This window comes from Kitasatospora sp. MAP12-44, assembly GCF_029892095.1.
Classification (GTDB): domain Bacteria; phylum Actinomycetota; class Actinomycetes; order Streptomycetales; family Streptomycetaceae; genus Kitasatospora.
Map to the genome: position 1 here is coordinate 4,294,721 of NZ_JARZAE010000004.1, position 19,413 is coordinate 4,314,133.

Consider the following 19,413-nt stretch of genomic DNA (forward strand, 5'->3'; position numbering starts at 1 on the left):
CGTACGTCGCGAATCGTGACGCGCGGCTCCGCAGCGCCGTATCAACACATCCCGGGAGGTGGCAGCAGCCATGAGCACTAAGGACTACGTGGAGAAGGACTACTACAAGGTCCTCGGCGTGCCCAAGGACGCCACCACCGCGGAGATCAAGAAGACCTACCGGAAGCTCGCCCGCGAGTTCCACCCGGACGCCAACAAGGGCGACGTCAAGGCCGAGGACCGCTTCAAGGACATCTCCGAGGCGTATGACGTGCTGTCGGACGACAAGCGCCGCAAGGAGTACGACGAGGCGCGCAGCCTCTTCGGCTCGGGCGGCATGCGCGGCGCCGGCGGGACGAACGGCGCCGGCTACAGCTTCGACTTCGGCGACCTCTTCAACGGCCAGCAGGCCGGCGGCAGCGGCGGGATCGGGGACGTCTTCGGCGGCCTCTTCAACCGCGGTGGCCGCCAGCCCCAGCCGCGCCGCGGCGCGGACGTGGAGACCGAGGTCACGCTCAGCTTCGAGGAGGCGGTGGACGGCGCCACCGTCCCGCTGCGGATGACCAGCCAGGCCGCCTGCCGGACCTGTGCCGGGACGGGTGCCAAGGCCGGCACCACCCCGCGGGTCTGCCCGACCTGCGTCGGCGCGGGCACGGTCAGCCGGGGCCAGGGCGCCTTCGCGCTCTCCGACCCGTGCCGCGACTGCAAGGGCCGCGGCATGATCGTCGACGACCCCTGCGCCGACTGCCACGGCAGCGGCCGGGCCAGCTCGGCGCGCACCATGCAGGTCCGGATCCCGGCCGGCGTGCAGGACGCCCAGCGGATCCGGCTCAAGGCCAAGGGCGCCCAGGGCGAGCGCGGCGGCCAGCCCGGCGACCTCTATGTCACCGTGCACGTGGACACCCACCCGGTCTTCGGGCGCAAGGGCGACAATCTGACCGTCACGGTCCCGGTGTCCTTCCCTGAGGCCGCACTTGGCGGCACCATCGAGGTGCCGACCCTGAACGGTCCGGCCGTCAAGCTCCGGCTCCCGGCCGGCAGCGCCAACGGCCTGACCCTGCGGGCCCGCGGCAAGGGCGCCACCCGCAAGGACGGCACCCGGGGCGACCTGCTGGTCACCGTCGAGGTGACGGTCCCGCAGGAGACCACCGGGGAAGCCCTGACAGCGCTGGAGCAGTACCGCGAGGCCACCGCCTCGCAGGATCCGCGAGCCGACCTCTTCCGGGCGGCGGAGGGAGCGTGACGCAATGAGTCCTGACAGCATCGGCGTCGGTCTGGGCGAGGGCCTCCCGGGCGGGCCGCGGCCACGCCGCGCCGCACCGCCCGGTCCGTCGTACACGCTCACCGAGGACACGCCGGTGTACGTGATCTCGGTGGCGGCGGAGCTCTCCGGCCTGCACCCGCAGACGCTGCGGCAGTACGACCGGCTCGGCCTGGTCTGCCCGGACCGCACGGCCGGGCGCGGCCGGCGCTACTCGGCCCGCGACATCCAGCAGTTGCGCGAGGTGCAGCGGCTCTCCCAGGACGAGGGCATCAACCTGGCGGGCATCAAGCGGATCATCGAGTTGGAGAACCAGGTCGCCGCGCTGCAGTCGCGGATCGCCGAACTGGCCACCTCGCTGGAGGGCGCCGCCAGCACTCTGCAGGCCCGCGAGGCCGCGGTGCACGCCTCCTACCGACGCGATCTGGTGCCCTACCAACCGGCCCAGCAGTCCAGCGCACTGGTCGTCTGGCGGCCTCGGCGCTAGAACACGGGAGCTGTTGGCACCCCATCGTTCGATGGGGTGCCAACAGCTCCCGCTCTTGCGTAGAGTGCTGACCGGTGGACTGGCGGACGATTTTCCGGGAGGGGAGCCAGGAATGAGCTCGACAGGCGGGGCGGAGGTGGAGAAGGAGCACATCGAGTTCGTCTCCGCCGAGGCAAAGTCCCTGTATCTGCGGGTAGTTGCCGCAGGCGGCTGCCTGGAGATCGACGACCCCGGCCTCACCGGTGCCAGAACCGAACTGACCGAGCTCGGTCTGCTGGTTCTCAACCAGGACAAACCGTCGACCGTGACCGCCATGGATCCGAACCGGCTGGCCGGCCGGCTGAGCACCTCCTGGCAGAAGCAGGCGCTGTCGCTGCTCTCGCAGGCCGTCTCGATACCCACCGCCATGCAGGAGTTGAACCACGCCTACCAGTCCCTGGACCAGCAGTTCCACCCGGGCGGGCCGGTGGAGCACATCCACGGGGTGGCGGAGATCCAGCAGCGAGTGGGCACCCTGATAGACGGCGCCGAGCGCGAACTGCTGACCGCCCAGCCGGGCGGGAGCCGGCGCCAGACGATCATCCAGGGAGCGCTGGAGGCGCTGGAGCTCGACCTCTCACTGGTCCGGCGGGGCGTCTCCCGGCGGATCGTCTACCACCCGAGCGCCCGCTACTCCGCTCCCACCAGGCAGTACGTCGAGCGCATGACGGAGGCCGGCGCCGAGGTGCGGACCCTGGAGGAGCCCTTCACCCGGCTGTTCATCATCGACCGGCGGGTGGCCGTGATCCCGATCCAGGGGGACACCGAGAAGGCCGCGTTCATCAACGACGAGGCGATCGTCGCCTACCTGCTGGACTCCTTCGAGCGGCTCTGGGAGCGGTCGAGCCCGTTCCTGGGCGCCACCGAGGTGCCACCGGAGGTCATCTCGCGGATGCGCACCAACATCCTGCGGATGATGGTGCAGGGGATCGGCCACCGGGTCATCGCGCGGAACCTGGGCATCAGCGAGCGCACGCTGGCCAGGCACATCGCGGACTTTCGCGAGGAGTACGGCTCCGAGACGCTCTTCCAGCTCGGTTGGCGGATGGCGCTGAACGCTCCGGGCAGTCCCTACGGCATCGAGGACGAGGACGAGAGTCCGATCACTGCGGAGTAGTCGGCTCTCGTCCCGCGCGCGCTCAGATGTAGTCGGCGGGTGCGGCCATCGACCCGGCGTTCCAGATGAAGTCGGCGGGCTTGAGCACCGCCACGTTCTTGTTCCAGATGAAGTCGGCGGGCTTGAGCACCGCCACGTTCTTGTTCCAGATGAAGTCGGCAGGGGCTGCCTGGGCAGCGGCCGGCGAGCCGGCGTTCCAGATGAAGTCGGCAGGAGCTGCCTGCAACTGGACCGGAGCGCTGGGCCTCCAGTTCTGGACCGCGGCCTCGGACGTCGACGCAACAGAGTGAGGCAGGGCGGCGGCGGACACCAGCAGACCGACACCAGCCACAGCAACAGCCACAAGCGCGCGAGTCACGAATCGGGGTGCACGACGCATGTGGCGCCTCCTTGTCATGAGCCTGATATAAACGACATGGTCCACAGTCCCTCGCGCCAACCGAGCGTTTTAGACACGGACAATGCATTATCAAAGCCACCCCCCGGAAACTAAGCAAGCTCCGGCATCACGAAGGGCATGGCATCGTTCTGCCATGCAGAAAGATGACACGTCAGAGCGCGGAACCAACCGCGATCCCGGGGCTGGCACGCCGCTGTCATCCGAGCGCCAGACAGCGAGATGACACACCGGCCCTGTGGACGGCCGCTGGTGTCAGCAGAGACGATCAATAGGCAGCACCTTCTGACGGCCTCTCCGACTTCGCCAAGTCAGTAAAAGGCTCAACAATCCTTGGCCTTTGGGGAGTCGGATTCGCCGCGCAGTCTCTGCTCCGCACACCACCGCACCTGCTGAGACACCACACTCAGCCGGGCAAACCCACTCTTCCCCGGAGTAGCCGTCATGAGTGAGCCCTACATGCGCCAGCACGCGGTCCAGGCCCCTGAGGGTCGCCGGGCCCGTGTTTTCCTTGCCGCGCCGCTGATGCGGCTGACCGGTCCGGCCGACAGCGTGGTGACGCTGGCCAGCCGCACCCGGCTGACCGCCCTGCGCAGCTCGCTGCTGCGCAGCGGTGCCGCCGTCTTCAGCGCGCACCACAGCGACGCGTGGACGGTGGACGGCCGGGCACCGGAGCCGCGCGTGCCGTCGGACTTCCGTGCGATGCAGACCGCCGACCTGGTCTTCGCGTACGTCGGTGCGCCGCTCTCGGCAGGCGTCTCGCTCGAACTCGGCTGGGGCTCCGCGCTGCGCAAGCCGATCGTGCTGCTGGTCGACGAGGCCATCACGCACAACCCGCTGATCGCCACCATCGAGCAGGTCGCCCCCGTGCTGCCGCTGGTCTTCGACGACTCCTGGTCGCAGGAGAGCCTGCGTCACATCGTCGAGACCGCACTCGACTGGGCCGGCATGGCGCTCTCGCTGCGTGAGGGCTTCTGGACGGCCCCCGGCGAGCAGTTCTCCGCCCCGCTGCGCAGCCCGCGCGACCCGTTCGGCACCTGGCCGAGCAGCGGCGCCGCGGCCGGCTGAGGCCGCCGCGGCCGGCACCGCCGCGCCGCCCCGGTCCTTGTGGTCGACCCCGATCACCGGCTGGGTTCCCCGCTCGCGGAGCCGTCCACCGCACGCATCAGCCAGCCCAACTGGAAGAGCGTCTCGGCGTCGTAGAGCTCGCGCAGCCGCGAGATGTGGCCGGCCACCGTCCGCTCGCTGAGGCCGAGCCGGCCGGCCACCGCGCGCTGGGTCAGGCCCTGGGCGAGCAGCCGGCCGACCTGGGCGTGCACCGGCAGGCCCGCCTTGTCCAACTCGACGGCGGTCCACTGGACCGGCTCGGCCCGCCGCCAGTCCCGCTCGAACATGCCCAGCAGGAAGGCGACCACCGCCGGGTCGTCGAGGTAGGCCGCACTGCTGGTGTCGCGGGTCGCCGGGATCACCACGGTCGCCCGGTCGAAGATGAACATCCGCTTGAACGACTCGCCCAGCGTCCGGAACTTCGCGCCCGCCTCGGTGGCCGCGGCCACGAAGTCGAAGGTGGGTCCGTCGCCCTTCGCCCCGGGCTCGTAGATCACCCGGACCGAGCCGCCGCGCTCCAGGAAGCCCCGCGTCTCGTCCAGGGTGTCGCCCAGGAACGCCATCGGGCCACTGCCCGGCTGGGCCGCGAGCACCTCGCCGGTGCAGGCCGCGCCCAGCCGCAGGATCGTCCGGCGCAGCTCCTCGGGGTCGTGGATGTGCCGCACGTCGCCGGAGCGGTCCACCTTGCGCGGGGTCAGGTCGTAGGCGCGGGTGAGGTCCTCCAGGAGTTCGGGCAGCTCCTGGGCCTGCACCAGCAGCCTGGTCCCGGCCGCGCGGAGCTCCTCGCTGAGCCTGCCCCCGACGGCACGCGGGCTGACGGCGCCGAACGAGGCCTCGGCGGGCAGGGCGACCAGCAGGCCGAGTTCGAGCAGCTCCGCCACCTGGTCGGCGTCGGCCGGGCGAACGTCGGCCATCCTGAGCCGGCCGCCCTCGCCGAGCACCGCGAGGTAGAGCTCGCGGGCCTGCTCCCCGGGGAACCCGGCAGCGCCCCCGCCGCCGCCCACCGCCGCATCGTCCTGCTCGCTCACCGCTGGATCCCCCCGTCCCGTTCCCTCGGCGGGCAGTCGCCCGTGCCGACCGGCCGGATCTGCGCCGTGCCCATCAGCCACCCCAGTTGAAAGAGGGTCCGGGCGCCGTAGCGGTTCCGCAGCCGGGCCAGATGGCCGGCCACCGTGCGCTCGCTCAGGCCGAGCCGGCGGGCCACGCCCTGCTGGGTGAGGCCCTGGGACATCAGCGCGCCGACCCGGCCGCCGGTGGCCTCGGCGGCCGGGTCGATGCTGCGCACGGATCCCCAGCGGGGGGCCTGGGCGCGCTCCCAATCCCGTTCGAAGACCCGCACCAGGTGCGCCACCACCGCCGGGTCGTCCAGGAAGACCGCCTCCTCGGGGTCCTCCCCCGGGATCACCGCAACCCGCCGGTCGATGATGAAGGTCCGCTGGAACGGCTCGTCCAGGACCCGCACCGCACCGCCGTGCTTGGTGACCTCGGCCGCGTAGCAGACCGTCGCGGGCGCCGAGAGGGCCGAGGGCTGGTAGATCGTCCGCATCCTGCAGCCGCGCAGCAGCAACGGCACGTCGTGCCGGAGCGAGGCCTCCAGGAGCTCGGGCTCGCGGGGGCCCGGGTGCACGGTGACCAGCTCGTTCCGGCACTCCGACGCCAACTGGAAGACGCGCTTCTGGATGTCGGCGAGACCGTGCACATGCTCGGCGGCGGACCGGCCCACGGGCGGGGCGGCGAGCTGTTCGTACGCCTGGATCAGATCGCCGAACCCGCCGATCATCTGCTCCGAGCCGGTCAGCAGCCGGACGGCCTCGGCCCGCATCTCGGCGCCGATCCGCCGGGTCACCGCACGGGGGCTGACGGCGATGTAGCCGGGCCCGCCGGGTTGCGCCACCAGCAGTCCGATCTCCACCAGCCGGCGCAGCGGCGCGAGTTCCTGCTCGGTGAGCTCGGAGGCCTCGACCCGGCCGACGCCGCGCAGCACCGCGAGATACAGCTCGCGCGCGGCCTCGTCCAGCGGCGCGTACGGTGTGCCGCTCGCCGTCCCGACCACTGTGCCACCCCCCTGCGCCGCGCGGACCGGCCCCAGCAGGTCACATGGTCTCATCCGGGCCCCGACCCGGTGGCAGCCGCGAACGGCCGACCGACGGCTGCCCCGCCCCGTTCGGGGCAGCCCGGCCAACCAGGGAGCGGATCCGGCCCGGAGCGGGGACTCGGAGTCACCCGGCTCCGGGCGGATCCACTTGTTGTACGCCAAATCCTTGGTGCTTCCAGCGAGGCGGAGCAGCAACGCCTCGCTGGAACCGGCCGGTCGCCATCACCACATATGGCGGACCACCCGGTGTTCCCCCTTCGCCGCACAGATACTTCTGCCCCTGTGCGAGGACGGAGAACGAGTCACCACCAGTGGGCTGCGGTCGCCCCGGCGGCTTGGCGTACCTCTACCTTCACAGCGTGGCGACAGCCCGACAAGTGGGGTCCTCCTGCAGCTTCCCGCAACTGCACGAAGTTGCAGTGCGGCGCTGATTTTGGTCGGTCTACAGACGGCTGAGCTGCGGCTTTGGGATCCTGAGCGGACGATGTCCGTCCGCTCGCCGGGGCTCGGAGGTCAGTGCCAGGCGACCTTGCCATCGGTGCCGCGGACCACCAGGTCCAGCGCCTCGGCGCCCCTAACGCTCACGAAGGGCGACAGTCTGGTGGCGGCCAGCGCGCGGTGCGTGAGCGAGCTCTCGTCGGCCCACACCTCGGAGCCCAGTTCGACCAGCCGGGCCAGCTCCGGCACCGCGTCGGAGACCGCCGCGAAGATCCCGTCCTCGACCAGGTAGAGGATCACCCGGTCCCCGGCCTCGGCGAGCAGCACCGCCTCGCGCAGGAATCCCGCCGCCCCCGGCTTCCCCCAGACCGCCTGACTCTCCACCAGCACGTGTTGTGAACGCTTGGCCACGGCTGACCCCTCCCCCGTTGAGGCGTACAAAAAAACCGGCTGACTCAACATCAGATTTGCAAGCGCCGGGCGGTCGGGCAAGAGGAAATCCGCTGCGCTTTCCCGCAGCTGCGCGAACGTGCATGGCGGGGGCACGTCAGAAGTAGCTGAGAGGTCATCAAAAAAACCGATCGCCCGTCTTATTTCGGCGATCCCCCGGGCTATTCACCACCACCCGGACATCGGGCTTTTCTCAGCGCCGACCGTCGGTCCGCCCACGCATCAACCAGCCCAGTTGGAAAAGGGTTTCGGCCTCGTGCTCCTCCCGCAGCCGGGCGATATGGCCCGCCACGGTCCGCTCGCTCAGCCCCAGCCGCCCGGCGATCGCCCGCTGGCTCAGCCCGCCGGACAGCAGCAGGCCGATCCGGGCCACCACCGCGCCGGCGTCGGGCGCGGCGTGCGCCGAACCCCACTGGACCCGCTCCGCCCGGCGCCAGTCCCGCTCGAACAGCTCGACCAGCACCTCCACGGCGGTCTGATCCTCGACGAACGCCGCGCTGCCCATGTCGGCCGAGGCCGGGATGACCGCCACCGCCCGGTCGAAGATCAGCATCCGCTGGAAGTCCTCGTCCAGCACCCGGATCCGCGCGCCGTAGGGCGAGATCGTCACGGCGTACTCGATGGTCGCCGGGTCGGTACGGGCCACCGGCTGGTAGAGCGTGCGCATCACCCCGCCGGACTTCAGGAACGGGACGTCCTGCGCCAGCGCCCACGCGAGGTGGTCGGCCGGGCGGTTGCCGCCGGGCTGCGCGGTCAGCACCTCGGTGCGGGTGTCGGCGACCAGCTGGGCGATCCGGTGCCGGATGCTGTCGCGGTCCTGCACGGTCTCCACCACCCCGGCCCGCTCGACCCGGCGCGGCGCGGCGTCATAGGCCTGCGCCAGCTCGTCCAGCAGGGCCGGCACCTCCTCGGCCTGCCGCAGCAGCCGGGCCGAGCGCGCCCGCAGCTCACCGCGGGCCCGGCCGGCGAACGCGCGCGGGCTGACCGCGGAGTAGAAGGTGCCACCGGGCAGGCCGCGGACCAGCCCCAGTTCCAGCAGCCGGGCCAGCGCCGGCGCGTCCTGCGGGGCGAGGTCCTCGGCCATCAGCCAGCCGCCCGCGGCCACCACGGAGAGGTAGAACGCCCGGGCGGCGGCGTCCAGCCCGAGGTCGTCCGGCATCGCACCTGGATCCCCGTCCACCGCACGCGCCCCCGATCGATTGACTGACCTCCGCCATCGTGCCAGTCGGCCAGCTGCCACGCGAGCCCCGGGGGGCCTCGCCGGTCTTAACCTGACCCTGGAAGCGCGCGTTCCTTTGCGAAGGAAAGTTGAGCGTACTACACTCAAGTTGTCTTACTCGGTATGCATCACCCAGCCCCCAGGAGGAGAGCCAGCAGTGGACGCGAGCAAGTTCACCACCAAGACGCAGGACGCCCTGTCCGCCGCAATCCGGCAGGCGGGCGGCGCGGGCAACCCGGACGTCCGGCCGGTGCACATCCTGCTCGCCCTCCTGGAGCAGCCCGAGGGGATCGCCCGCCCGCTGCTCGAGGCGGTCGGCGCCGACGTCGCGCAGATCACCGCGGGCGCCCGCCGGCAGCTGAAGACGCTGCCCAGCGCCCAGGGCTCCACCGTCGCCGCGCCGCAGCTGGGCCGCGACACGCTGGCCGTGCTCACCGAGGCCGGCCAGCGAGCCGAGGACCTGGACGACGCGTACGTCTCCACCGAGCACCTGCTGGTCGGGCTGGCCGCCGAGGGCGGCGCGGTGGCCGAGCTGCTGACCCAGCAGGGCGCCACGCCCAAGGCCCTGCTGGCCGCCTTCAAGGAGGTCCGCGGCAGCGGCCGGGTGACCTCGCAGGACCCGGAGGGCACCTACAAGGCGTTGGAGAAGTACGGCACCGACCTCACCCAGGCCGCCCGCGACGGCAAGCTCGACCCGGTGATCGGCCGCGACCAGGAGATCCGCCGGGTCGTCCAGGTGCTCTCCCGGCGCACCAAGAACAACCCGGTGCTGATCGGCGAGCCCGGCGTCGGCAAGACCGCCGTGGTCGAGGGCCTGGCCCAGCGGATCGTGGCCGGCGACGTCCCCACCTCGCTGCGCGACAAGCGGCTCGTCTCGCTGGACCTCAGCGCGATGGTGGCCGGCGCCAAGTACCGCGGCGAGTTCGAGGAGCGGCTGAAGGCCGTACTGAACGACATCAAGCAGAGCGACGGCCAGGTCGTCACCTTCATCGACGAGCTGCACACCATGGTCGGCGCGGGCGCCGGCGGCGACTCGTCGATGGACGCGGGCAACATGCTCAAGCCGATGCTGGCCCGCGGCGAGCTGCGGATGGTCGGCGCCACCACGCTGGACGAGTACCGCGAGCGGATCGAGAAGGACCCGGCCCTGGAGCGCCGATTCCAGCAGGTCATGGTCGGCGAGCCGAGCGTGGAGGACTCGATCGCCATCCTGCGCGGCCTCAAGGGCCGCTACGAGGCGCACCACAAGGTGCAGATCTCGGACGCCGCCCTGGTCGCCGCCGCGACCCTGTCCAACCGCTACATCACCGCCCGCTTCCTGCCCGACAAGGCGATCGACCTGGTCGACGAGGCGGCCTCCCGGCTGCGCATGGAGATCGACTCCTCGCCGGTCGAGATCGACGAACTCCAGCGCTCGGTGGACCGGTTGCGGATGGAGGAGCTGGCGCTGGACAAGGAGTCCGACCCGGCCTCGGTGGAGCGGCTGACCCGGCTGCGGCGCGACCTGGCCGACAAGCAGGAGCAGCTCTCCGGCCTCACCGCCCGGTGGGAGCAGGAGAAGAAGAGCCTCAACCGGGTCGGCGAGCTCAAGGAGCGCCTGGACGGCCTGCAGAGCGCCCTGGAGCGCGCCCAGCGGGACGGCGAGTTCGAGCGCGCCTCCAAGCTGATGTACGCCGAGATCCCGGCTGCCGAGCAGGAGTTGACGGAGGCTCAGGAGCGCGCCGCGGACCAGGACGTCACCCAGTCGATGGTCAAGGAGGAGGTCGGCCCGGACGACGTGGCCGATGTGGTCGCCGCCTGGACCGGCATCCCGGCCGGCCGGCTGCTGGAGGGCGAGAGCGCCAAACTGCTGCGGATGGAGGAGGAGTTGGGCCGCCGGCTGATCGGCCAGGCGGCCGCCGTCGAGGCCGTCTCGGACGCCGTGCGGCGCACCCGCGCGGGCATCTCCGACCCGGACCGGCCGACCGGCTCGTTCCTCTTCCTCGGCCCGACCGGCGTCGGCAAGACCGAACTCGCCAAGGCGCTGGCCGACTTCCTCTTCGACGACGAGCACGCCATGGTCCGGATCGACATGAGCGAGTACGGCGAGAAGCACTCCGTCTCGCGCCTGGTCGGTGCCCCGCCCGGCTACGTCGGCTACGAGGAGGGCGGGCAGCTCACCGAGGCGGTGCGCCGGCGCCCGTACAGCGTGGTGCTGCTCGACGAGGTGGAGAAGGCCCACCCCGAGGTCTTCGACGTGCTGCTCCAGGTGCTGGACGACGGGCGGCTCACCGACGGCCAGGGCCGCACGGTGGACTTCCGCAACGCCATCCTGATCCTGACCTCCAACCTGGGCAGCCAGTACCTGGTGGACCCGGCGATCCCCGAGACCGCCAAGAAGGAGCTGGTCCTTGAGGCGGTCCGCTCCGCCTTCAAGCCGGAGTTCCTCAACCGGCTGGACGACATCGTGGTCTTCGACCCGCTGGGCAGCGCCGAGCTGAGCCGGATCGTCGACCTCCAGGTCGCCAAGCTGGCCGAGCGGCTGCACGACCGCCGGCTCACCCTGGACGTCACGCCCGCCGCCCGCGACTGGCTGTCGCTCACCGGCTACGACCCCGCGTACGGCGCCCGGCCGCTGCGCCGGCTTGTGCAGTCGGCGATCGGCGACCAGCTGGCCAAGGCGATCCTGTCCGGTCGCGTGCACGACGGCGACACCGTCGTGGTGGACCGCGACGAGGAGAACGACCGGCTGAGCGTGAGCTCCTCGTAGGACCTCAGCTCCTCGTAGGACGGATGTCCGGCCTGGTCCCGCCGCTGCGGGGCCGGGCCGGACGGACATGATCACGACGTCCCGGACTCCCTGTGCCACCGGCGCCGGATGAGGCAGGATGGAGACATGGAAGGGCGGCCCCTGAAGTTCCAGCCACCCTCGTGCACTGTGAAGGGACCTCCCGTGAGCGTTGACCCGTCGTCCATCCCCTCCTTCGGCATGCCGCAGCAGCCCCCGGCCGGCGGCCAGCCTGCCGGTCCGCCGCCCATCGTGGTGCCGGACCAGGCGCTGGTGACCCAGCTGCTGGACCAGATGCAGCTCAAGCACGTGGTGGACGAGGAGGGTGACCTCACCGCCCCGTGGGAGGGTTTCCGGGTCTACTTCATGTTCCGCGGCGAGCAGAAGGAGCTCTTCGCGGTGCGGTCCTTCTACGACCGCTCGTACCCGTTGGAGAAGAAGGGCGAGATCCTCGACCTCATCGACGAGTGGAACCGCGAGACCCTGTGGCCCAAGGTCTACACGCACACCCACGAGGACGGCGTGGTGCGGCTGATCGGTGAGTCGCAGATGATCATCGGCGCCGGGGTGAACCTGGACTACTTCGTCACCACCACCGCCAACTGGACCCAGGCCGCCGTGGGCTTCGAGCAGTGGATCGTCGAGCGCCTCGGCCTGCAGAAGGAGATCGAGGGCGAGGACGGCGAGGGCCCCTCCGACACTCCCCCCTCCGACACCCCGCCCAGCGAGAGCTGACCTCCGCAGCGGCCCACTCGTCCGGCCCGGCCCGCACTCCCAAGAAGTGCAGGCCGGGCCGTTCGCGTCCCCGCTATTTCGTTTGCGCCCCCTCCATAGACTCACCGAAAACCTGGTCCCACCCGTTTCGGTCCGGAGGTAAGCATGATCACCATGCAGGACGCCCTGCTCGCGCTCAACACCTACTGGACCGGCCAGGGTTGCCTGATCGGCCAGCCGATGAACACCGAGGTCGGCGCCGGGACGCTCAACCCCGCGACCTTCCTGCGGGTCCAGGGGCCCGAGCCCTGGCGGGTGGCCTATGTCGAGCCGAGCGTGCGGCCCGACGACTCGCGCTACGGCGAGAACCCCAACCGCCTGCAGACGCACACCCAGTACCAGGTGATCCTCAAGCCGGAACCGGGCCACGCCCAGGAGCTCTACCTGGGCAGCCTGCGAGCGCTGGGGATCGACACCGCCGCGCACGACATCCGCTTCGTGGAGGACAACTGGGCCTCGCCCGCGCTCGGTGCCTGGGGGCTCGGCTGGGAGGTCTGGCTGGACGGCCTGGAGATCACCCAGTTCACCTACTTCCAGCAGGCCGGCGGGATCGCCCTCGACCCGGTCTCGGTGGAGATCACCTACGGCGTCGAGCGGATCCTGATGGCGCTGCAGGGCGTGAGCCACTTCAAGGACATCGCCTACGCGCCCGGCATCTCCTACGGCGAGGCCTTCGGCCAGGCCGAGTACGAGATGAGCCGCTACTACCTCGACGACGCCGACCTGGACACCAACCGCACCCTCTTCGAGGCCTACGCGGGCGAGGCCCGCCAGCTGCTCGACGCCAGGCTGCCGGTCCCGGCCTACACGTACGTGCTCAAGTGCTCGCACACCTTCAATGTGCTGGACGCGCGCGGGGCCGTCTCCACCACCGAGCGGGCCCGGGCCTTCGCCCGGATGCGCGCCCTGGCGCACGAGGTCGCCCGGCTGTGGGCCGAGCGCCGGGCGGAACTCGGCCACCCCCTGGGCCTGGCGCCGGCGCCGGTACCCGCGCTCGCCGGGCCCACCGCGGCCGGGACGGGCGCCGCCGCGACCCTGCTGTTCGAGATCGGCGTCGAGGAGCTGCCGCCGGCCGAGGTCACCCGCACCGCCGAGGCCGTCCGGGTCGCGCTGGGCGAACGGCTGCGCGCCACCCGGCTCGGGCACGGCGCGGTGCGCGTGCACGCCTCGCCGCGCCGGGTGGTCGCCGTCGTCGAGCAGGTGCAGCCCCGCGAGGAGGACCACGAGCAGACCGTGCGCGGCCCGCGCGTGTCGGCCGCCTTCGACGCCGAGGGCCGGCCCACCAAGGCCGTGCTGGGCTTCGCCCGCAGCCAGGGCGTCGAGGTCGCCGAGCTCGACCGGGTCGAGGAGGCCGGCACCGCGTATGTGGCGACCACCCGCCGGCTGGCCGGGCGCCCCGCCGGCGAGGTGCTGACCGGGCTGCTGGCCGAGCTGGTCGGCTCGCTGCGCGCCGAGAAGAACATGCGCTGGAACGCGCCGGGCCTGGCCTTCAGCCGTCCGATCCGCTGGCTGCTGGCGCTGCTCGGCGAGCAGCTGCTGCCAGTCGCCGTCGCCACCCTGGCGGCGGGCCGCAGCACCCGGGTGCACCGCACCGCGGTCCGGCCCACCGTCGAGGTGCCGTCCGCCGAGGGCTACCTGGAGTTCCTCGCCGGGCACGGCATCCTGGCCGACGTCGGGCAGCGCCGCCGGCTCGTCGTGGACGGCGCCACCTCCCTTGCCGCCGAGGTCGGCGCTGTGATCGACCTGGCCGCCCAGGACGCCCTGATCGACGAGATCACCAACCTGGTCGAGCAGCCCACCCCGATCCTGGGCCGCTTCGATCCGACGTACCTGGAACTCCCTGAGGAGATCCTGGTGACCGTCATGCGCAAACACCAGCGCTACCTGCCGGTCCAGGACGCCGAGGGCCGGCTGCTGCCGTACTTCGTGGCCGTGGCCAACGGCGACTGCGACCACGACGTGGTGCGGGCCGGCAACGAGGCCGTGCTGCGGGCGCGCTACGAGGACGCGGCCTTCTTCTGGCGGGCGGACCTGCAGACCGCGCCCGCCGCGATGAAGGAGAAGCTGGCGCTGCTCACCTTCGAGGAGCGGCTCGGCTCGATGGCCGACCGGGCGGAGCGGATCGCCGTGATCGCGGGCCGGCTCGCGGACAGCGCCGGCCTGGCCGCCGAGGAGCGCCGCACCCTGGACCGGGCCGCCGCCCTGGTCAAGTTCGACCTCGGCTCGCAGCTGGTCGTCGAACTCTCCAGCCTGGCCGGGGTGATGGCGGGCGAGTACGCCGGCCGGGCCGGCGAGGACCCGGCGGTGGCGCGGGCGCTGTTCGAGACGGAGCTGCCGCGCTTCGCCGAGGACCGGCTGCCCACCGGCCGGCCCGGCGCGCTGCTGGCGCTGGCCGACCGCTTCGACCTGCTGGCCGGGCTGTTCGCGATCGGCGCGGCCCCCACCGGCGGCTCGGACCCGTTCGGGCTGCGCCGCTCGGCGCTGGGTGTCGTCAACATCCTGCGGGCCTTCCCGGAGCTGGCGGCGGTCACCGTCGAGCACGGCCTGGCGGTGGCGGCCGAGCAGCAGCGGGTGGTCCTGGAGCCGGCCGTGCTGCGGGACGCGTCGCAGTTCGTGCTGCGGCGCTTCGAGCAGCAGCTGCTGGAGGCCGGCCACGCCGTCGACGACGTCCGGGCGGTGCTGGCGCTGGGCGGTGCGCCGGTGCGGGCCGAGCGGGCGCTGGCGGAGTTGGAGGCGCTCAGCGGCGACGAGCGCTTCGCCGCGCTGGTCGCCGCCGTCCAGCGGGTGCGCCGGATCGTCCCCGCCGGCACCGAACCGGCCACCGATCCGGCGCTCTTCGACAGCCCGGCCGAGCGTGCCCTGTACGAAGCCGTCCGGCAGAGCGCCGCGCGGCTGGACGCCGACGCCGGGCCGGCCCGCTTCACGGCCGCCACCGGCCCGCTGGTGCGGGCCGTGAACGAGTTCTTCGAGGAGGTGCTGGTGATGGCCGAGGACCCGGGCACCCGGGCGAACCGACTCGGCCTGCTCGCCTCGGTGGGCGCACTGGCGGCGCCGGTGCTCGGCTGGCAGGAGCTGCGCTGACGGTTCGCCTCCGACCGACGGGGAGCGGGTGAGGGCTTGTCCCCGCTCCCGGTCGCGGCAGAGGATGGATCGACTATCGAGACTGAGGAGCCGTCATGAGTGCAAGGCCGCTGCTGAACCGCCGGTTGGACGGGATGGGGACGACCATCTTCGCCGAGATGTCCGCTCTGGCGACCGCCACCGGCTCGATCAACCTCGGGCAGGGCTTCCCCGACACGGACGGGCCGCGCGAGATCGCCCAAGCCGCCGCCGACGCCGTGCTCAGCGGCAAGGGCAACCAGTACCCGCCCGGCCCCGGCATCCCCGAGCTGCGTGCCGCCGTCGCCGAGCACCAGCAGCGGTTCTACGGGCTGTCGTACGACCCGGACAGCGAGGTGCTGGTCACCGCGGGTGCCACCGAGGCGATCGCCGCCTCGCTCCTCGCCCTGCTCGAACCCGGCGACGAGGTGATCGCCTTCGAACCCTTCTACGACTCCTACGCCGCCTGCATCGCGATGGCGGGAGCGGTCCGGGTGCCGCTGACGCTGCGTCAGCCTTCCTTCAGGCCCGACCTCGACGAGCTGCGCTCGCTGATCACCCCGCGCACCCGGCTGCTGCTGATCAACACCCCGCACAACCCCACCGGCCTGGTGCTCACCCCCGAGGAACTCGCCGGGATCGCCGAACTCGCCTGCGAGCACGACCTGCTGGTGATCGCCGACGAGGTCTACGAGCACCTGGTGCTGACCGGCAGCCACCACCCGATCGCCGCCCTGCCCGGTATGCGCGAGCGGACGGTATCGATCTCCTCGGCCGGCAAGACCTTCTCCTTCACCGGCTGGAAGGTCGGCTGGGTGACCGCCGCGCCGGCCCTGGTCGCCGCCGTCCGCACCGCCAAGCAGTACCTGACGTACGTCAGTTCGGGCCCCTTCCAGTATGCCGTCGCCGAGGCCCTGCGGCTGCCCGACGACTACTACGAGACGCTGCGCGCCGACCTGCGCCGCAAGCGCGACCTGCTCGCCGGGGGCCTCACCGGCGCCGGTTTCCAGGTCTTCGAGCCGGCCGGCACCTACTTCATCACCACCGACATCACCCCGCTGGGCGAGAAGGACGGACTGGAGTTCTGCCGCGCCCTGCCCGAGCGCTGCGGCGTGGTCGCGATCCCCAACGTCGTCTTCTACGACAACACCGACGCCGGCCGCTCCCTCGTCCGCTTCACCTTCTGCAAGCAGGACGCGGTCCTGCAGGACGCGGTGGAGCGCCTTCAGCGGCTCTGACCGCCCGCCGGTGAGACCGTCCGTGCGGGCGGTCCCACCGGCCGGCCTATCCCTATCCGGCCCAGGCCGGCTTGCTCGACGTCGCCGTCGGGACTTCGGTGAACGGCTGCTCCGGCCCGGCGGTCCCGTTGGGCCAGACGCACGGTGACGCGACGGAGAGCGTGAGCTTACTGCCGTCCGAACTCGCCTTGAGGTTGGCCGTGAAGCCGTTCGCCTTGTTCTCGTAGACGCGGAAGTCCGCCTCGTCGGTGTAAAGCTGGAAACCCAGGCTCGTCATCTCGATTGCGAACGCCTCGAAGACCGCCGGATTGGCTTCAGGGTGATTCTCCGCGACCACGGTGTCATGGCTGAGCTGAAGCCGCCCCTTCGGTCCCGTGATGTCGCTCGTCTCGCACTCGCCGATCAATGGCGGCGCGGTAGACGGCTGGGGCTTGCCCAGCAAGGCATTCAGGATCTGCCCATCGTACGAAGCGAGTTGCCGGTCCGCCTGGTCCTTGGTGATGGTCGGCTTCAACTGCTGCCCACTGAGCGTGCACGACGACAGCGCCACCATCGCCACGGCAACGGCACCCGCGATCCGCATCTGGCGCATGCTCACCACTCGCCCGAGATGATGCGACCCATCGCGTCCAAGGACTTCCCCTTGTCGTTCCAGTAGTCGGAGTGCCCGACGCCTGGGTCGGTCGGAATCTGGTGACCGCCGAAGTACGCGTCGGACGGATCCCGTCCGAAGGCCAGGTGATTGTCCGAAGGGCTGGTGTAACCAACCGGACCACCGAACCCGTTGAGCATCTTCGAACCGACATCGCTCGCGCTGTCCTGTGCCCATCGCAACGGGTTCTCCGAGCGTGCGTAGTCGATCACGTCAGCGTCGCCGCGGCCCGCCCAGACGTGACCGGGATCGATCCCGAGGTCCTTGGCGTTCTCCACCCCGGTCCCGGGGCTGCCGACGAACATCACGGCATCGACCGGCAGGCCCTTGTCGCGCATCGTGTACCCCACCGTGGTCGTGCCGTAGCTGTGCCCGATGATGGTCTGCCTGGCCGGTGTGCCCTCGTGCGTGGCCCGCAACCCGACCTCGAAGTTGTGCAGCTTGTCCTCGGCTCCGACGGCGTACTTGTCATCGGCGGCCTGGGGGATGATGCTCTGCGGAGCGTCGTAACCCACCCAGGTTACTGACGACGTGGTCTTGGCGGGGATGCTCGGGCTGTCCCCCTCGGCCGACTTGACCATCCGGTCCGAGCGCACAATGTCGCCGTTGATACTGCCGAGCCGCGCCCCGGTTCCCGGAACGTAGGTCACCACGTTGTCGGCCGTGTCCGGGTTGTTGATCGCAACGATCGCGTGACCCTTGCCATTGGTGTCGAAACCGAGCAGGTACGCCGGCGGATTGTCGGCGGTGCCGCCGGCGTCGAGCCGCGTTTCGATGGCATCGATGCCCTTGAGCTGGTCGGTGAGCTCGTCGTGCTTCTCTCGCCACTGCTGGTGCGCAAGGCTCTCGACGTACGACGCGTCACCGGGGATCAGCTTCCCCTGCGGGTCAGGCTCGGGTTGGTTGAGCTGCGCCTGTATCTCGGCACGCTGCTGATCGAGCGCCAGCCGGTTGGCCTGGTCGCGGTCGAGAGCCGGGATCCCGTCGAGGTTGCCCACCTGCTGCGGGTGGTTGTGGATCAGATCCTGCTGCTCGGCCGGGGTGAGACCGGCCCACCATGTCTTGACCTGCGCTGCGGTCGCCCCCTGCGGTGGCAGGTTCTCGCGGCCGGCCTCGGTCTGCTGGTCCTGCCCGGCAGTGACACTGTCAAGACCCGTGCCGTTGGTGGCATTGTCGGTGAAGTGCTTCAGTCGCGCGGCAATCAACTTGTCGGCCTGGTCCGCCTCGGTGAGCGCGCCACTGATGCGGTCGCCGATGTAGGTCGCCTGGGCCTTCTTCGGGTCCACAGCGGGCTCGGAGGTCGCCGAGGCCGGAGCAGTGTCCCAGGTCATGCTCCCGTCGGGATTGACGGTGATGCCGGCGGCCTTGGCATCGTCAAGCGCCTGCACCAGCTGCGCCTGGGCCAGCGCGAACGACTGGGCCGCGTCACTCAACGTTCCACTGATGAGATTCAGCTCGTCATGAGCAGCCTGCAACTTGCTGGTGAACGCCGCGAGATCGGCCCGCACCAGGACGGCCGTGCTGCCCGACCACTGCGAGTGGTCCAGTCGGTCGGTCACCTTGCTTCGCCAGTCGTCGACATGCTGGCCGAAAGCCGTGACCAGGCGCCCGTAGGCGAGCTGCGCGCTCGTCAGGTCGACGAGGTCGGCGTTGCTGAGCGTGGCTATGTCCATGCCTACGCCACCTGCCCACGGGGGTGCTTGGGCGCGGTCTCCGCCGGCCCAGCGGACGTCGAACCGACCAGAACCGTCCCGAACGGATCACTGACTCTCGCAGGCACCTGGTACGCGGCCGCGCTGCTCGGGACCTGCGCCGCCGTCAGGGCCGACGCAGCACCCTGGTCACTCTGCCGGTACCCCTGCGCCATCTTGATCAACTTGCCGCCGTAGCCGTCCATGTCACCGGAGAGTCCGTCGACCAACTTCTGCCAACCGTACGTGCAGTCATGCAGCGCAGCGCCGGTGCTCCACCCGGCCAAGCCGCTCGATGCCTGATCGCTCGGCGCTAGAACGGTCTTGGCCTCACCGGGGATCTGCTCGGCTATGGTCTGCGCGCTGCTCCCGGCTCCCTCCAGCTCGTCCGGACTCACCGCAAAGCCGGCGTCCCCATTCGAAATCCCCATCTATCCCCCACAGCCATCGGCCCAGCCCCCCCGGGCCTGGCCCGGAACGATATACGTTGCGCATTTTCGAACACCCAGCGTCAACTGTCCACTACACCCCTGGGTGACCGCCGCGCCGGCCTCACCGTCTGCAAGCAGGACGCGGTGGAGCGCCTTCAGCGGCTCTGACCGC

At 71.0% G+C, this 19,413-nt stretch carries 16 protein-coding genes; 8 read left to right on the forward strand and 8 right to left on the reverse strand.

Going from position 1 to position 19,413, the window contains the following annotated elements; translation table 11 throughout:
* The first annotated feature begins 70 nt into the window (after positions 1 to 70).
* From dnaJ to P3T34_RS20010, 3 genes are all read left to right on the forward strand, one after another.
* Positions 71 to 1,222, forward strand: coding sequence for a molecular chaperone DnaJ (gene dnaJ, locus P3T34_RS20000; RefSeq protein WP_280667395.1), 1,152 nt, complete (start codon positions 71 to 73; stop codon positions 1,220 to 1,222).
* Positions 1,223 to 1,226: 4 nt separating this feature from the next.
* A complete protein-coding gene (locus P3T34_RS20005; RefSeq protein WP_280667396.1) occupies positions 1,227 to 1,727 on the forward strand; it encodes a helix-turn-helix domain-containing protein in 501 nt (166 codons plus the stop codon).
* Positions 1,728 to 1,839: 112 nt separating this feature from the next.
* The gene (locus P3T34_RS20010; RefSeq protein WP_280667397.1) at positions 1,840 to 2,883 is read left to right on the forward strand and encodes a helix-turn-helix domain-containing protein; all 1,044 of its coding nucleotides are present in this window, start codon (positions 1,840 to 1,842) and stop codon (positions 2,881 to 2,883) included.
* Positions 2,884 to 2,905: 22 nt separating this feature from the next.
* Here P3T34_RS20010 and P3T34_RS20015 read toward each other — a convergent pair whose 3' ends face one another.
* Positions 2,906 to 3,214 (reverse strand): hypothetical protein, encoded by a 309-nt coding sequence (locus P3T34_RS20015; protein WP_280667398.1) that lies wholly within the window; start codon positions 3,212 to 3,214, stop codon positions 2,906 to 2,908.
* Between the two features lie 510 nt (positions 3,215 to 3,724).
* Between P3T34_RS20015 and P3T34_RS20020 the strand changes: the two genes are divergently transcribed.
* Positions 3,725 to 4,348, forward strand: coding sequence for a hypothetical protein (locus tag P3T34_RS20020; protein ID WP_280667399.1), 624 nt, complete (start codon positions 3,725 to 3,727; stop codon positions 4,346 to 4,348).
* Positions 4,349 to 4,401: 53 nt separating this feature from the next.
* Here P3T34_RS20020 and P3T34_RS20025 read toward each other — a convergent pair whose 3' ends face one another.
* The 4 genes from P3T34_RS20025 to P3T34_RS20040 all read right to left on the reverse strand — a co-directional run bounded on the left by P3T34_RS20025 (position 4,402) and on the right by P3T34_RS20040 (position 8,529).
* The gene (locus P3T34_RS20025) at positions 4,402 to 5,415 is read right to left on the reverse strand and encodes a helix-turn-helix domain-containing protein (protein WP_280667400.1); all 1,014 of its coding nucleotides are present in this window, start codon (positions 5,413 to 5,415) and stop codon (positions 4,402 to 4,404) included.
* The gene (locus P3T34_RS20030) at positions 5,412 to 6,494 is read right to left on the reverse strand and encodes a LuxR family transcriptional regulator (protein ID WP_280667401.1); all 1,083 of its coding nucleotides are present in this window, start codon (positions 6,492 to 6,494) and stop codon (positions 5,412 to 5,414) included. Before P3T34_RS20030 ends, P3T34_RS20025 begins: the two co-directional genes overlap by 4 nt.
* A 501-nt stretch (positions 6,495 to 6,995) precedes the next feature.
* Positions 6,996 to 7,331, reverse strand: coding sequence for a hypothetical protein (locus P3T34_RS20035; RefSeq protein ID WP_280667402.1), 336 nt, complete (start codon positions 7,329 to 7,331; stop codon positions 6,996 to 6,998).
* Positions 7,332 to 7,563: 232 nt separating this feature from the next.
* Positions 7,564 to 8,529 (reverse strand): winged helix-turn-helix transcriptional regulator, encoded by a 966-nt coding sequence (locus P3T34_RS20040; RefSeq protein WP_280667403.1) that lies wholly within the window; start codon positions 8,527 to 8,529, stop codon positions 7,564 to 7,566.
* A 217-nt stretch (positions 8,530 to 8,746) separates the two neighbouring features.
* On the opposite strand from P3T34_RS20040, the gene clpB reads away from it, so the two are divergent.
* The 4 genes from clpB (at position 8,747) to P3T34_RS20060 (ending at position 16,467) form a co-directional block, all read left to right on the forward strand.
* Complete coding sequence (clpB, locus tag P3T34_RS20045; RefSeq protein ID WP_280667404.1) at positions 8,747 to 11,338, forward strand: ATP-dependent chaperone ClpB; 2,592 nt, start codon at positions 8,747 to 8,749, stop codon at positions 11,336 to 11,338.
* A gap of 183 nt (positions 11,339 to 11,521) precedes the next feature.
* Positions 11,522 to 12,091, forward strand: coding sequence for a YbjN domain-containing protein (locus tag P3T34_RS20050; RefSeq protein WP_280667405.1), 570 nt, complete (start codon positions 11,522 to 11,524; stop codon positions 12,089 to 12,091).
* Between the two features lie 144 nt (positions 12,092 to 12,235).
* Positions 12,236 to 15,211 (forward strand): glycine--tRNA ligase, encoded by a 2,976-nt coding sequence (locus P3T34_RS20055; RefSeq protein ID WP_280667406.1) that lies wholly within the window; start codon positions 12,236 to 12,238, stop codon positions 15,209 to 15,211.
* A gap of 95 nt (positions 15,212 to 15,306) precedes the next feature.
* Complete coding sequence (locus tag P3T34_RS20060) at positions 15,307 to 16,467, forward strand: pyridoxal phosphate-dependent aminotransferase (protein WP_280667407.1); 1,161 nt, start codon at positions 15,307 to 15,309, stop codon at positions 16,465 to 16,467.
* A gap of 52 nt (positions 16,468 to 16,519) precedes the next feature.
* Here the strand turns inward: P3T34_RS20060 and P3T34_RS20065 are convergent, their stop codons facing one another.
* Genes P3T34_RS20065 through P3T34_RS20075 form a run of 3 tightly spaced genes read right to left on the reverse strand, consistent with a single transcriptional unit; the run spans position 16,520 to position 19,208 of the window.
* A complete protein-coding gene (locus P3T34_RS20065; RefSeq protein WP_280667408.1) occupies positions 16,520 to 17,065 on the reverse strand; it encodes a hypothetical protein in 546 nt (181 codons plus the stop codon).
* On the reverse strand, positions 17,062 to 18,792 hold the full coding sequence (locus P3T34_RS20070; RefSeq protein WP_280667409.1) for an alpha/beta hydrolase: 1,731 nt from the start codon (positions 18,790 to 18,792) through the stop codon (positions 17,062 to 17,064). Before P3T34_RS20070 ends, P3T34_RS20065 begins: the two co-directional genes overlap by 4 nt.
* Positions 18,793 to 18,794: 2 nt before the next feature.
* Positions 18,795 to 19,208: a hypothetical protein gene (locus P3T34_RS20075; protein WP_280667410.1), complete on the reverse strand. Its 414-nt coding sequence runs from the start codon at positions 19,206 to 19,208 to the stop codon at positions 18,795 to 18,797.
* Between the last annotated feature and the right edge of the window lie 205 nt (positions 19,209 to 19,413).